The sequence below is a fragment of the Belnapia sp. AC561 genome (assembly GCF_979252845.1).
In genome coordinates this window covers 1-13,285 of the sequence record NZ_CEEDBP010000052.1, presented here as the reverse complement: position 1 = coordinate 13,285, position 13,285 = coordinate 1, and the positions used below count along the sequence as shown (strand labels likewise).

Annotated in this window: 12 protein-coding genes; 3 read left to right on the top strand and 9 right to left on the bottom strand. The window is 69.7% G+C overall.

Annotated features, from left to right (window positions below):
* Positions 1 to 113 precede the first annotated feature (113 nt).
* Together ahcY and AC0IW9_RS27480 are read left to right on the top strand one after the other, a co-directional pair.
* Positions 114 to 1,517: an adenosylhomocysteinase gene (gene ahcY, locus AC0IW9_RS27485; protein ID WP_471651491.1), complete on the top strand. Its 1,404-nt coding sequence runs from the start codon at positions 114 to 116 to the stop codon at positions 1,515 to 1,517.
* A gap of 26 nt (positions 1,518 to 1,543) precedes the next feature.
* The gene (locus AC0IW9_RS27480; RefSeq protein WP_471651490.1) at positions 1,544 to 1,987 is read left to right on the top strand and encodes a DUF4149 domain-containing protein; all 444 of its coding nucleotides are present in this window, start codon (positions 1,544 to 1,546) and stop codon (positions 1,985 to 1,987) included.
* A gap of 6 nt (positions 1,988 to 1,993) precedes the next feature.
* Here AC0IW9_RS27480 and metW read toward each other — a convergent pair whose 3' ends face one another.
* Entirely contained in the window at positions 1,994 to 2,593 is a 600-nt protein-coding gene (metW, locus tag AC0IW9_RS27475; RefSeq protein WP_471651508.1) for a methionine biosynthesis protein MetW, read from the bottom strand.
* A 197-nt stretch (positions 2,594 to 2,790) separates the two neighbouring features.
* On the opposite strand from metW, the gene AC0IW9_RS27470 reads away from it, so the two are divergent.
* Positions 2,791 to 3,804 (top strand): hypothetical protein, encoded by a 1,014-nt coding sequence (locus AC0IW9_RS27470; protein ID WP_471651489.1) that lies wholly within the window; start codon positions 2,791 to 2,793, stop codon positions 3,802 to 3,804.
* On the opposite strand, the gene AC0IW9_RS27465 is transcribed toward AC0IW9_RS27470, so the two are convergent.
* The 8 genes from AC0IW9_RS27465 to AC0IW9_RS27430 form a co-directional block, all read right to left on the bottom strand.
* The gene (locus tag AC0IW9_RS27465) at positions 3,801 to 4,166 is read right to left on the bottom strand and encodes a hypothetical protein (protein WP_471651488.1); all 366 of its coding nucleotides are present in this window, start codon (positions 4,164 to 4,166) and stop codon (positions 3,801 to 3,803) included. The two genes, AC0IW9_RS27470 and AC0IW9_RS27465, sit on opposite strands and share 4 nt — an antisense overlap.
* 66 nt (positions 4,167 to 4,232) lie before the next feature.
* Positions 4,233 to 6,071: a potassium transporter Kup gene (locus AC0IW9_RS27460; RefSeq protein ID WP_471651487.1), complete on the bottom strand. Its 1,839-nt coding sequence runs from the start codon at positions 6,069 to 6,071 to the stop codon at positions 4,233 to 4,235.
* A gap of 132 nt (positions 6,072 to 6,203) precedes the next feature.
* Positions 6,204 to 6,989, bottom strand: coding sequence for an amino acid ABC transporter ATP-binding protein (locus AC0IW9_RS27455; protein ID WP_471651486.1), 786 nt, complete (start codon positions 6,987 to 6,989; stop codon positions 6,204 to 6,206).
* Between the two features lie 13 nt (positions 6,990 to 7,002).
* Positions 7,003 to 8,133, bottom strand: coding sequence for an amino acid ABC transporter permease (locus AC0IW9_RS27450; protein WP_471651485.1), 1,131 nt, complete (start codon positions 8,131 to 8,133; stop codon positions 7,003 to 7,005).
* Positions 8,134 to 8,218: 85 nt separating this feature from the next.
* Positions 8,219 to 9,421, bottom strand: a complete 1,203-nt coding sequence (locus tag AC0IW9_RS27445) for an amino acid ABC transporter permease (protein ID WP_471651484.1) — start codon at positions 9,419 to 9,421, stop codon at positions 8,219 to 8,221.
* A gap of 74 nt (positions 9,422 to 9,495) precedes the next feature.
* Positions 9,496 to 10,548 carry an amino acid ABC transporter substrate-binding protein gene (locus AC0IW9_RS27440; RefSeq protein WP_471651483.1) on the bottom strand — a complete coding sequence of 351 codons (1,053 nt, stop codon included), beginning with the start codon at positions 10,546 to 10,548 and terminating at the stop codon, positions 9,496 to 9,498.
* 264 nt (positions 10,549 to 10,812) lie between these two features.
* Positions 10,813 to 11,436, bottom strand: a complete 624-nt coding sequence (locus AC0IW9_RS27435; protein ID WP_471651482.1) for a nitrogen regulation protein NR(II) — start codon at positions 11,434 to 11,436, stop codon at positions 10,813 to 10,815.
* A gap of 67 nt (positions 11,437 to 11,503) precedes the next feature.
* Positions 11,504 to 13,285: transglycosylase domain-containing protein (locus AC0IW9_RS27430; protein ID WP_471651481.1), on the bottom strand; the 1,782-nt coding region annotated here is incomplete at its 5' end.

Sequence of the window (13,285 nt, the reverse complement as noted above, 5' to 3'; positions counted from 1 at the left end):
GTTTCGCCCAGGATATCATCAAACATAAAGATATCCTTATGCCTCACCGGAAGAGTCTGGCCAGCCCCGCGCCCGCGTGCTACGGCGCCGCGACGAGATCGAGGAACCAGACCATGGCCGCCACCCCTGACTACATCGTGAAAGACCTTTCGCTGGCCGATTGGGGCCGCAAGGAAATCGCGATGGCCGAGGACGAGATGCCCGGCCTGATGTCCGTCCGGAAGGAATACGGGCCCAGCCAGCCGCTGAAGGGCGCCCGCGTCGCCGGCTGCCTGCACATGACCATCCAGACCGCCGTGCTGATCGAGACGCTGAAGGCGCTCGGCGCCGATGTCCGCTGGAGCAGCTGCAACATCTTCTCGACGCAGGACCACGCCGCGGCCGCCATCGCCGCCGCCGGCACCCCGGTCTTCGCCGTGAAGGGCGAGAGCCTGCCGGAATACTGGGACTACGTGCAGAAGACCCTCGAATGGCATGACGGCGGCGAGCCGAACATGCTGCTCGACGACGGCGGCGACATGACGCTGCTGGTCCACTACGGCCTGCGCGCGGAACAGGGCGACGTCGCCTTCCTCGATGGCGCGACCAACGAGGAGGAGGAGGTCTTCTTCGCCCTCATCAAGAAGCTGATCGTCGAGAAGAAGGGCTGGTTCGCCAAGCTCGCCAAGTCGATCAAGGGCGTCTCCGAGGAGACCACCACCGGCGTCCACCGCCTGTACGTCATGGCCAAGGAAGGCAAGCTGCTCTTCCCCGCCATCAACGTGAACGACAGCGTCACCAAGTCGAAGTTCGACAACCTCTACGGCTGCCGCGAATCCCTGGTCGACGGCATCCGCCGCGGCACGGACGTGATGATGTCCGGCAAGATCGCCATGGTCGCGGGCTTCGGTGACGTCGGCAAGGGCAGCGCCGCCTCGCTGCGCAATGCCGGCTGCCGGGTGATGATCTCCGAGGCCGACCCGATCTGCGCGCTGCAGGCGGCGATGGAAGGCTATGAGGTCGTGACCATGGAGGATGCGGCGCCGCGCGCCGATATCTTCGTGACCGCGACCGGCAACGTCGACGTCATCACCATCGACCACCTGCGGGCGATGAAGCACCGCGCCATCGTCTGCAACATCGGCCACTTCGACAGCGAGATCCAGGTCGCGGCGCTGAAGAACTACAAGTGGACCAACATCAAGCCGCAGGTCGACGAGATCGAGTTCCCCGACGGCAAGCGCATCATCCTGCTCTCCGAGGGCCGGCTGGTGAACCTCGGCAATGCGACCGGCCACCCCAGCTTCGTCATGTCCGCCAGCTTCACCAACCAGACGCTGGCGCAGATCGACATCTGGACCAACCCGGGCAAGTACGAGAACAAGGTCTACGTCCTGCCGAAGCACCTGGATGAGAAGGTCGCCGCCCTCCACCTCGACAAGGTCGGCGCCAAGCTCACCAAGCTGACGCAGGCGCAGGCCAGCTACATCGGCGTGTCCGAGCAGGGCCCGTTCAAGGCCGAGCAGTACCGCTACTGAGGCTTGCCAGATCTGAGACTTGCCAGATGCGGCGGCGGAGCCATCTCCGCTGCCGCATGATCCTGTCCGCCATCGCCCTCCTCGCCCTGTCGCTGCTGTTCGGCGGCATGGCCTTCTTCGCCGCCGGCGTGGCGCCGCTGGTCTTCACCCGGCTGCCGCCGGAATGGGCCGGACGCTTCATCCGGCAGCTTTTCCCGGTCTACTACCTCTGGGTGCTTGCCTGCTCGGCCGCCGCGGCGGTCGCGCTGCTGCCGCTCCGGCCGGCCGATGCCGTCGTCATGGCCCTGGTCGCCGGGCTGACCGCTTGGCTGCGGCAGGGGCTGATGCCGCGGATCAACCGCCTGTCCGATGCCGCCCAGGCCGGTGATGCCGCCGCGAAGCCACGCTTCGATCGTGCCCACCGGTTGTCGGTCGGACTGAACCTCGCGCAGATGGTGGCCGCGGCGGTGGTGCTGGTCCGCTTCGCCTGACGCGCGTCAGCCCCGGCGGAGCAGGAACAGCGCCTGTTCCCCGAACAGGTTCGCCAGCCGGGCGGCCCGCCGCCACGGCGCCTTCAGCCCCCGCTCGTCCACCGCCAGCCATTGCTCGACCACGTAGCCATCCAGGGCGCAGAGGTCGAAGAAGTCGCGGATGGTGCAGGGGTGGATATTCGGCGTCTCGTACCAGCCGCGGTGCCAGGTCTCGGTCATCGGCATCCGGCCGGTGGACAGCAGCTGCCAGCGCACCAGCCAATGGCCGAAATTCGGGAAGCTGACGATCGCCCGGCGGCCGATCCGCAGCATCTGCCGCAGCACCTCGCGCGGCCGTTCCACCGCCTGCAGGGTGCGCGACAGCACCACGTAGTCGAAGGCGCCGTCGGGGTAGGAGGCGAGGTCGTGGTCGGCATCGCCATGGATGACGGCGAGCCCGGCCGCCACCGCCCGCGTCGCCTCGGCCATGTCGATCTCGATGCCACGGGCATCGGCGCCCTTCTCGGCGGTCAGATGCGCCAGCAGCGCGCCGTCGCCGCAGCCGATATCCAGCACCGTCGCCCCGGGCGTGACCATGTCGGCGATCAGCCGCAGGTCCAGCCGCATGTTCTTGGCGACATAGCGGATGGGGAAAGGGGTATCGGGCATGATCCGCCCGGAATAGCCCCCTGCCCCGGCGGCGGCAACGCTTCCTTCACCGAGCGCGTGGTCTGCTGCGGCTCCATCGCGCAGGATAGGGCAGCTTCCCCATGATCCGGCCCTCATGTCGGCCCCCATGATCAGGCTCCCATGACCAAGCTCCCATGCCGGCGCTGACCGCCGCGCTGACCGCCTCCCTGGCGAGGCTGCGGCCACCGGGCCGGCTTCGCGGCATCCTGGCCGAGCTGCCGGCGCGTGCCTCCCGCTGCCTTTCCGGCCTGCTGCGGACCGTGGCGGACCGGCTGGCCGGGCTGCCGGCCGATGCCCTCCCGCCCCAGGCCGCCCTCGCCCCGCCGCCCCGGCCGGTGGCGGAGGCTCTGGCGCCGGCACCCGGCGCACCGGCGGCCGATACCGTCGCCCTCGCCCGCGCCGGATGGGCCGACCGGCTCTGGGAGGATGGCTGCCTGCTGCCCGGTGGCGTGGCGGAGATCCAGCGCCTCTCCGGCCTGCTGCCGCTTTCCCCCGCCACCACCCTGCTGCTGGTCGGCCGGGATGGCGGCGGCGCGGCCGCCACCGTCGTCGGCCAGCGCGGCGCCTGGGTCGCCGCCCACCAGCAGGATGCCCGGATGGCGGAGCACATGCAGCATCGCCTGCGCGCCTTCGGCCGCCGCGCCACGGTTCTGCCCTGGCAGCCGGAGGCCCCGGCCTTCCGCAAGCAGTACCACCACCACGCCCTGGCGCTGGAACCGACGGCCGGCGGCGGCAGCTTCGCCACCCTGCTGCCCGCCCTGGCCGCGGCGCTGAAGCCGGATGCCCAGCTTGTGCTGCTGGATATCGTCGCCGGCCCCGCCGCCGCGGCGCATCGCCCGGCGCTCGACCGCTGGCTGGCGCTGGAGGGCCGCCCCGGCCTGCCCCCCGTCCGCCAGGCGGCGGAGGCCTCGATCCAGGCCGCCGGCTTCCAGCTGCATGTGGCGGAGGATGCCGGGCCCCGCCAATGCGCCGCGGTGACCGAAGGCTGGGCCCGGCTGATCGGCAGCCTGCGTGGCCAGCCCCAGCGTACCCCCCGATCCGAGGCGCTTGCCCTGATCACCGAAGCGGAGGTGTGGCTCCTGCGGCACCGGCTGCTGACCGCCGGCGCCATCGGCCTGTTCCGCTGGCACGCCACATTGCGGCGCTAGCCGACGCCGACGACCCGCCAGCCGTATTCGCTGCCCTGCGCTTCCCGGATCGTCACGTATTCCCCGGGACGAAGCTGTCCGGCGTTGCGGATCAGCGCATGCAGCGGGGCATCCTGAGTCTCGCCCCCGACCGGGAAGATCCGCAGGAACCAGCCGGTCTCCTCATCCCACTGCACGTCGCCGGGGCGCGGCGCCTCGCCCGGCCAGGTCCGCACCAGCGGCCAGGGATTGGGGTCGGCCAGCCAGGCCATGGGGTCCAGCATCCCGCCCGGCGTCAGCGCCACCGTCAGCTCGTACCGGTGCTCCGCGCTGCCCAGCGGGAAGCCGGGCCCATTGGCCATCACCAGGGTTACCAGGGGCATCGGCGCTTCAACCCTCCACCCGCCATGCCGGCGAGAGCAGCGCAAACGCCCAGGCACCGCCTTGGTTCAGATGGCGACACGAACCCCCAGCTCCACCACCCGGTCGGAGGGGATGCGGAAGAACTCGGTCGCCGGCACCGCATTGCGGGACATGAGGGTGAAGAGCCACTGCCGCCAGCGGGACATCTTCGGCACCACTGCCTGCACCAGCGTCTCCCGCCCCAGGAAGTAGCTGGACTGCATCGGGTCGAAGGCGACCCCCTCCTCGCGCAGGCTTTCCAGCTCGCGCGGGATGTTCGGGCTCTCCTGGAAGCCGTAGCGGATAATGACGCGGTGGATGCCGGCGCCCAGTTCCTGGACCTCCCGCCGCCGCTCAGGCCCCACCTGGGGCACGTCCTCGTTCAGCACCGTCACGAACATCACGCGCTCATGCAGCACCTTGTTGTGCTTCAGGTTGTGCAGCAGCGCGCCGGGGACATAGTCGGCCTGCCCGGTCATGAAGACGGCGATGCCCGGCACCCGGATGGTGCGGGACTGCGGCAGCCGGGCGAGGAAGGACTTCAGCGGCAGGCTGTCCTGGCGGAACCGGGCAAACAGCAGCTGCCGGCCGCGGTACCAGGTATTCATCAGGATCATCAGGATGCCGCCCAGCACCAGCGGCACATAGCCGCCATCCGGGATCTTCAGCACGTTGGCGATGAAGAAGACCGCATCCAGCGCCAGCAGCGGGGCGAAGACCGCCAGGGTCAGCGCCAGGGACCAGCCGAACTGCCGGTGGAAGACCAGCAGCGCGAGGCAGGAGGTGCAGACGAAGGTGCCCGTCACCGCGATGCCATAGGCCGCCGCCAGGCTGTCCGAGTTGCGGAATTCCAGCACCAGGATGACCACGCCGATCAGCAGCGCGAAATTCACCTGCGGCAGGTAGATCTGCCCCTCCTCGGTCACGCTGGTATGCCGCACCTCGAGCCGCGGCGAGAAGCCGAGCTGGACGCATTGCCGGGCGATCGAATAGGCGCCCGAGATCATCGCCTGGCTGGCGATGATGGTCGCCGCCGTCGCCAGCACCACCAGCGGCAGGCGGAACCACTCCGGCGCCAGCAGGAAGAAGGGGTTCTCCAGCGCCGCCGGATTGGACAGCAGCAGCGCCCCCTGGCCGAAGTAGTTCAGCGCCAGTGCCGGCAGCACGAAGGCCATCCAGGCGACCTGGATCGGCCTTTTGCCGAAATGGCCCATGTCGGCATACAGCGCCTCCGCCCCCGTCACCGCCAGCACGACGCTGCCCATGGCGATGAAGGCGGCCAGCTTGTAGACGTAGCAGAAATGGATCGCATAGGTCGGCGACAGCGCCACCAGCACCTCCGGCTCCCGCACCACCTCGACCAGGCCGAGGATGCCGATGGTGGCGAACCACAGGGCGCAGATCGGGCCGAAGATGGCCCCCATGCTGCCGGTGCCGCGATACTGGAAGACGAAGAGCCCGATCAGGATGACGATCGAGAGCGGGATCACCGCCTCCTCGAAGCCGGAGGAGACGACCTTCAGCCCCTCCACCGCCGAGAGCACGGAAATCGCCGGGGTGATGATGCCGTCGCCGAAGAACAGGCAAGCGCCGGCCATGCCGACCAGGGCCACCCACCAGCGGCCGCGCTCGGTCCGGCAGCAGCGCTGGGCCAGGGCCATCAGCGCCAGGATGCCCCCCTCCCCGCGGTTGTCGGCGCGCAGGACGAAGACGACGTATTTGATGGTGACGGTGAGGATCAGCGACCAGAAGATCAGGCTGAGCAGCCCCAGCACCTCCCAGCGTTCCACCCCATCGGCGGCGAAATGCAGGACGGAGGCCTTCAGCGCATAGAGCGGGCTGGTGCCGATATCCCCGTAGACCACCCCGAGCACGCCCAGGATCATGGCAGGGGTCAGAGGCCGCCGGCTGCCGGCGTCGTGGGAATCGGTCAAGGGATCAGGGGCCCCGGGGGGTGCGAAGGTCGGCACGCATAGGCCCGAGTCCAGGGGGGATGCAAGGGCATCCCCCCTGACGTCTCAGTGCCCCCGCAGGATCTGGCTGAGGAACAACTTCAGCCGTTCCGTCTGCGGCGTCTCGAAGACCTGGGTCGGGGTGCCCATCTCGACGATCTCGCCCCGGTCCATGAAGACCACCCGGTCCGCCACCTGCCGGGCGAAGCCCATCTCATGCGTCACGCAGATCATGGTCATGCCGGTCTCGGCGAGGCTGACCATGGTGTCCAGCACCTCCTTGATCATCTCGGGGTCGAGCGCGGAGGTGGGTTCGTCGAAGAGCATGATCTTCGGCTTCATGCAGAGCGCCCGGGCGATGGCGACCCGCTGCTGCTGCCCGCCGGAAAGCTGGCCGGGGTACTTCTTCGCCTGTTCCGGGATGCGCACCTTGGTCAGGTACTCCATCGCCAGCGCCTCGGCCTCCTTCTTCGGCATCCGGCGGACCCAGATCGGCGCCAGGGTGCAGTTCTCGAGGATGGTGAGATGGGGGAAGAGGTTGAAGCTCTGGAACACCATGCCGACCTCGCGGCGGATGTCGTCCAGCGCCTTCACGTCATCCGACAGCTCGATGCCGTTGACCTTGATGACGCCTTCCTGATGCGTCTCCAGCCGGTTGATGCAGCGGATCATGGTGGACTTGCCGGAGCCCGAGGGGCCGCAGACCACCACCCGCTCCCCCAGGGCGACGTTCAGGGAGACGTCGCGCAGCACATGCATGGCGCCGTACCACTTGTTGACCTTGTCCAGCAGGATGGCCGGCGGCGCATCGGTGCGGGCGGTGGAGGCGACGTGGTCCAGGGTCTCGCTCATCTCGTGTGTCCCCTTACCGCACGCGATGGCGGTTGAGTTCGGCTTCCAGGCTCTGGCTGTACTTGCTCATGGCGAAGCAGAAGACGAAGTAGATGGCGCCGACCGTCAGGTAGACCTCGACGCCGAAGCCCTGCCAGGCCGGCTCGATGATCGCGGTCTTGCCGGCGGTCAGCAGGTCGAAGATGCCGATGATCAGCACCAGCGACGTGTCCTTGAAGAAGCCGATGAAGGTATTGACCAGCGGCGGGATCACCAGCCGCAGCGCCTGCGGCAGGATGATGAAGCCGGTCTTGTGCCAGTAGGACAGGCCGAGCGCATCGGCCGCCTCGTATTGCCCCTTCGGCAGCGCCTGCAGCCCGCCGCGCACCACCTCCGCCAGATAGGCCCCGGCAAAGAGGATGATGGCGATCTGCGCCCGCAGCAGCTTGTCGACGTTCATGCCCTCCGGCAGGAACAGCGGGAACATCACGCTGGCCATGAACAGCAGGCTGATGAGCGGCACGCCGCGGATCAGCTCCACGTACAGCACGCAGATCGCCTTGATCGCCGGCAGGTTGGACCGCCGCCCGAGCGCCACGACGATGGCGAGCGGGAAGGCGAAGGCGAGCCCGAAGGTCGCCAGGATCAGGGTGATGACGAGGCCGCCCCAGCGCTCCTGCGGGACATAGGGCATGCCGAGCACGCCGCCCCACATCAGCACGCCGATCAGGGTCAGCACGCCGACCCAGACCAGCGCCAGCGACGGCCGCCAGAAGCGCCGCATCGCCGAGACGATGTAGAGCGCGACGAAGAGCACGACGCAGAGCGCCGGGCGCCAGTGCTCCTCGTACGGGTAGGTGCCGAACAGGATGAAGCGGTGCTTCTCCGTGATCACCGCCCAGCAGGCGCCGACCCCGCGGGCATCCCGGCAGGCCTGGGTCTGGTTGTCCGGCACCGACCAGACCGCCTGGACCACGGCCCAGTCGAAGAAGCCGATCGCCCAGCGGATGATGAAATAGGCCAGCACCAGGGTGACCGCGGTGGAAAGCCAGCCGGAGAACAGGTTGGTGCGGACCCAGCCGACGAAGCCGACCTGGGTCAGCGGCGCGGACCGGGGGGCGGCTTCCGGCACGGTGGCGGCGGCATTGAGGGTGACGTCGCTCATGGCTCAGCGCTCCACCAGGGCTATTTTCGCCTCGTAGCCGGCCCTCGGGCCAGCGAAGCGGATCAATGACAATGCGCGCATCACGTCACCTCTCCACCAGCGCGATGCGCGCGTTGTACCAGTTCATGAACAGGCTGATCGACAGGCTGATGGTCAGGTAGACCACCATGATGATGGCGATGCCCTCGATCGCCTGGCCGGTCTGGTTCAGCGTCGTATTGGCGATGCTGACGATGTCCTGGTAGCCGATCGCCACGGCCAGGCTGCTGTTCTTGGTGATGTTCAGGTACTGGCTGGTCATCGGCGGGATGATGACGCGCAGCGCCTGCGGCATGACCACCAGCTTCAGCACCGAACCCGGGCGAAGGCCGAGCGCCTGGGCCGCTTCCCACTGCCCATGCGGCACCGCCTGGATGCCGGACCGCACGATCTCGGCGATGAAGCCGGCGGTGTACATGGTCAGGCCGAGCAGCAACGCGAAATATTCCGGGCTCATGTTCAGCCCGCCGCGGAAGTTGAAGCCGCGCAGCGCCGGCCAGTCCACCACGAAGGGGGCGCCGGCGGCGTACCAGACGACCAGCGGAAGGACGAGGATGCAGCCGACGGCGATCGGCCAGACCGGCCGCGGCTTGCCGTCCAGGATCCGCTTCTTGATCGCGTCGCGCCGGTACAGCAGCGTATAGGCAAGCCCGAGGACGAAGGCGAGCAGCGCATAGGAATGCGCGTCCTGCCATTCGATCCAGGGCAGCTTCAGCCCGCGGTTCGACAGGAACACGCCGGCGACCGGGTTGATCGCCTGGCGCGGCCCCGGCAGCGCCTGCAGGATGGCGTACCAGAACAGCAGCTGCAGCAGCAGCGGCAGGTCGCGGATGACCTCGATGTAGACGCCGGCGATCTTCGACAGCAACCAGTTCTTCGACAGCCGGGCGATGCCGATCAGCGTGCCGAAGATGGTCGCCAGGATGATGCCGACGACGGCGACCTTCAGCGTGTTCAGCAGGCCGATCAGCAGGGCGCGGAAATAGGTATCGGTCGGGCTGTAGGGGATCAGATTCTCGGCGATCGGCAGCCCGGCTTCCCGGTTGAGGAAGCCGAAGCCGGTGGCGATCCGCCGCACCTCGAGGTTGTGGACGGTATTCGACCACAGCCACCAGACGATGCTGCCGAGCAGGCCGACGACGAGGATCTGCCAGACGATGGCGCGCACCCGTTCATCCGACCAGGACAGCCTTATGGGCCGGCGGGGCGGGGCGCGGAGCGATCGGGGGTCAATGGTGGTCTGGGACATCGGCGCGCCTTCTCGTCCAGGCCGTCAGCGGCAGGCAAGGGGAAGCCGGGCGTCGCCGCCCGGCTTCGGTAGGCTCAGCGGAAGGGCGGCGAGTATTGCAGCCCGCCCGGCGTCGTCCAGAGCGCATTCGGCCCGCGCTGGATGCCGATCGGCGTCAGGTGGCGGGCGAAGACCTCACCGTAATTGCCGACCGCCTTGATGACGTTGATCGCCCAGAGGTTGTCCAGGCCGAGCATCTTCCCGAGTTCGCCGTTCTTGCCGAGGATGCGCTGCACCTCCGGCCGCGGGTCGTTCGTCATCTGCTGCACATTGGCCTGGGTGATGCCGAATTCCTCGGCGCTCAGCAGTAGGAAATGGGTCCAGCGGACCACGTCGGCGAAGCGGGCATCGCCCTGGCGGACGCCGACGGCCAGCGGCTCCTTGCTGATGACCTCGGGCAGGATCAGGTGATCCTCCGGCTTCGGCTGGGCGGAGCGGGTGGCGGCGAGGCCGGAGACGTCGGTCGTATAGGCGTCGCAGCGGCCGGCGATATAGGCGGAGACGAGTTCCTCCAGCCGCTCGATCACCACCGGGGTGAAGCGGACCCGGCTGGCGCGCGACCAGTCGGTGAGGTTCTGTTCCGTGGTGGTGCCGGGCTGGACGCAGATGGTCGCGCCATCCAGCTCCTTGGCGGATTTCACCCCGAGGCTGGTCTTCACCATGAAGCCCTGGCCATCGAAGAAATTGGTCGCGGCGAAGTCGAGGCCGAGCGCGGTGTCGCGGGACAGGGTCCAGGTGGTGTTGCGCGCGAGGACGTCGACCTCACCGGATTGCAGGGCGGTGAAGCGTACCTGGGCGGTGGTCGGGACGAAGCGCACCTTGGACGGGTCGCCGAAGATGGCGGCGGCGATGGCGCGGCAGTAGTCGGCATCGAAGCCGCGCCAGACGCCCTGGCTATCCGGCTGGGCGAAGCCGGCCAGGCCGGTGGTCACGCCGCAGATGAGCTGGCCACGGGCGCGGACCGCATCGAAGGTATTGGAGGCATTGGTCGGCGCCGGCTGGGCCTGGGCGAGGCCCGGCAGCAGCATGGCGCAGCCGAGTGCGGCGGCACCCAAGGCACGCTTCAAGAAAAGCCCGAAGTGGGGCATCAATTCCGTCTCCCGTTGTGTCCAGCCCTCGGTGGGGCGGATCCCTGTCCCTGCTTGTCCAGCAAATGCTGCGCCAGGGGGGTGCAGGGCGCAACGTTTGATGCGCCTGCCGCCACCCCGGCCCGCTTGCCGGTCCTGCGGCGATAGCAGAGACAAGGATGAAAGCGAAGCGGCGGCTTGCGGCCTTCCGGCCTCGCAAACCCGTGGCTGCGAGCGGAACGGGCGGTCGCTGCACAACAAGACGGCGCCCGGGCGCCGCCGCCGTCAGCCGGCGGGCGGCAGTGCCGGCAGGCTGATGCGGAGACGGCCGGGCGCCGTCTCGGCCTGGCCGCCGGCGGCCTCGGCCAGGGCGGCCAGCCCGGCCAGCGCCGGCGGCTCCAGCCCATCCGGCATGGCGACGGCGAGCGTGACCTGGCCATCGGCATGCGACAGCGTCAGCGCCAGCCCGCCGCCGCGTGGCATCAGCTCGGCCGCCTGCTGCGCCAGGGTGAGCAGCGCATCCTCCAGCGCGGCGCGGTCCAGCAGCACCGGCGGATCCTCCGGCGCCATGTCCAGGACCAGGCCGCTGGCGCTGGGCAGCAGCAGCAGCAGCAGCGGCTGCAGGCTGGACAGCGCCTCCGAGAGGCTGACCCGGCCGGGCAGGCCGGTCGGCCGGCGGAGCAGGGTCAGCAGGGCGCGGGTCGAGCCATCCAGCCGTCGCGCGGCCTCATTGATGCGGTCGAGCTGGCGTTGCGGCCCGCCCACCGCGGCGGTGCGTTTCAGCAGTTCGAGATTGGCGAAGACCACGGTCAGCAGGTTGTTGATATCGTGCTGCACCGGCCGCGCCAGGGTGGCGACGGCCGTCATTCGCCGGGCGTGGGGAGCAAGCTTCGCCACCTCGGGATCCATCGGTAGAATTTCCTGGCCCGTCATGGACACCCGTGTATCGCGCCTGGGCGCGGAAGGCACCCCCTACTCACGGCAGGATCTCCGCCACGTCCCGGAAGAGCCGGGCCGGCAGGGTGCCGCCGCGGACATCGTCCATCGGCCGCGCGTCGTCGTTGCCGAGCCAGATGCCGATGACCCGGCTGCCGACCATGCCCATGAACCAGGCGTCGCGGAAGTCCTGCGTCGTGCCGGTCTTGCCGGCGACGGCGCGGCCGGGGATGGCGGCGGCGCGGCCGCTGCCGCGGGCGACCACGGCTTCCAGCATCCGGCGCAGCGCCGCGGCGTGCTCGGCCGCGACGACCCGGCGCGGCGCGGCGCGGGCGACCGGCGCGGCGCGGCCCCCGGCGGTGGCGGCGCTGGCGATGCCGTGCGGGGTGACGCGCAGCCCGCCATTGGCGATGGCGGCATAGCCGGTGGCGAGGTCGATCAGGGTCACCTCCCCGGTCCCCAGGGCCAGCGAGGCATCGTTCGGGAAGCGCCCCTCGACGCCGAGTCGCGTGGCCATCTCCATCGCGGCGCGCGGGCCGCCGGCCTTCAGCAGCACCCGGACGCTGGCGGTATTCACCGAATTGGCCAGTGCTTCCTCCAGCGTGATCTCGCCGCGCGGGCGCCAGGTGCCGTTGCCGGGCGACCAGCCGCCGAGGCTGAGCGGCGTGTCGGCGACGAGGTCGTCCGGCGCCATGCCATGTTCCAGCGCGGCGAGGAAGTAGATCGGCTTGAAGGCGGAGCCGGGCTGGCGGCGAGCGCTGGTCGCGCGGTTGAACTGGCTGGCGCGGTAGTCCCGGCCGCCGGCCATGGCGCGGATGGCGCCCGAGGCGGCATCCATCACCAGCACCGCCCCCTGGCTGACCCCGGCCCGGGCGCCGGGGCCGGCAAGCAGCGCCTCGAGCCGCGCCTCCACCGCCGCCTGCAGCCGCGCGTCGAGGGTGGCGCGGAGGGTGAGGTCGGCATTGCCGGGGAAGGCCTCGGCCAGGTCCTCCAGCGCCCAGTCGGCGAACCAGCCGGCCTGGCGGCTGCCCGGCGGCGGCAGCCGCATGCGGGACAGCTCGGCATCGCGCTGCTGCTCGGTGATGGCGTGGTTGTCGAGCATCGCCTCCAGCACCTCCGCCGCGCGGGCGACGGCGAGGTCCGGCGCGGCGCGCGGGTTGTAGCGGGAGGGCGCCTTGGGCAGGCCGGCGAGCAGCGCCGATTGCCAGAGCGCCAGCCGCCGGGCGGGAATGCCGAAGAACAGCCGGGAGGCGGCATCGACGCCATAGGCGCCGGCGCCGAGATAGACCCGGTTGAGATAGATCTCGAGCAGCTGGTCCTTGGTGAAGCGGCGCTCGAGCCAGAGCGCCAGCAGGGCCTCCTGCGCCTTGCGGCGGAAATTGCGCTCCGGCGTCAGGAACAGGTTCTTGGCGAGCTGCTGGGTGAGGGTGGAGCCGCCCTGCACCACCTCCCCGGCCCGCCAATTGGCCAGGGCGGCGCGGGCCAGGCCCCAGGGGTCGATGCCGAAGTGGCTGCGGAAGCGGCGGTCCTCCACCGCCATCAGCGCGGCGGGAAGATGCGCGGGCAGGTCGCGCAGGCGGACGGTCTCCCCGTACAGGTCGCCCTGGGTCGCCAGCATGGATCCATCGGCGGCGAGCAGGGTGACGGAGGGGCGGCGCGTCGCGGCCGGCAGGCTGTCCGGCCGCGGCAGGTCCCAGGCGAAGACCAGCAGCAGCAGGGCAAGCGCCACGGCGCCCCAGATGCCGATCAGCAGCGGCCAGCGCAGCCAGTGCCAGCCGCCGCGGCGGACCGCACGGGAGGGGGCTGGGGGGGATGCAGGGGC

Coding starts and splice junctions, on each gene's coding strand:
- AC0IW9_RS27465 (WP_471651488.1), bottom strand. CDS start 4,166: ATGCCCCTGGTAACCCTGGTGATGGCCAATGGGCCCGGCTTCCCGCTG.
- AC0IW9_RS27440 (WP_471651483.1), bottom strand. CDS start 10,548: ATGCCCCACTTCGGGCTTTTCTTGAAGCGTGCCTTGGGTGCCGCCGCA.
- AC0IW9_RS27450 (WP_471651485.1), bottom strand. CDS start 8,133: ATGAGCGACGTCACCCTCAATGCCGCCGCCACCGTGCCGGAAGCCGCC.
- AC0IW9_RS27435 (WP_471651482.1), bottom strand. CDS start 11,436: ATGGATCCCGAGGTGGCGAAGCTTGCTCCCCACGCCCGGCGAATGACG.
- AC0IW9_RS27445 (WP_471651484.1), bottom strand. CDS start 9,421: ATGTCCCAGACCACCATTGACCCCCGATCGCTCCGCGCCCCGCCCCGC.
- AC0IW9_RS27460 (WP_471651487.1), bottom strand. CDS start 6,071: ATGATCCTGGGCGTGCTCGGGGTGGTCTACGGGGATATCGGCACCAGC.
- ahcY (WP_471651491.1), top strand. CDS start 114: ATGGCCGCCACCCCTGACTACATCGTGAAAGACCTTTCGCTGGCCGAT.
- AC0IW9_RS27480 (WP_471651490.1), top strand. CDS start 1,544: ATGCGGCGGCGGAGCCATCTCCGCTGCCGCATGATCCTGTCCGCCATC.
- metW (WP_471651508.1), bottom strand. CDS start 2,593: ATGCGGCTGGACCTGCGGCTGATCGCCGACATGGTCACGCCCGGGGCG.
- AC0IW9_RS27455 (WP_471651486.1), bottom strand. CDS start 6,989: ATGAGCGAGACCCTGGACCACGTCGCCTCCACCGCCCGCACCGATGCG.
- AC0IW9_RS27470 (WP_471651489.1), top strand. CDS start 2,791: ATGCCGGCGCTGACCGCCGCGCTGACCGCCTCCCTGGCGAGGCTGCGG.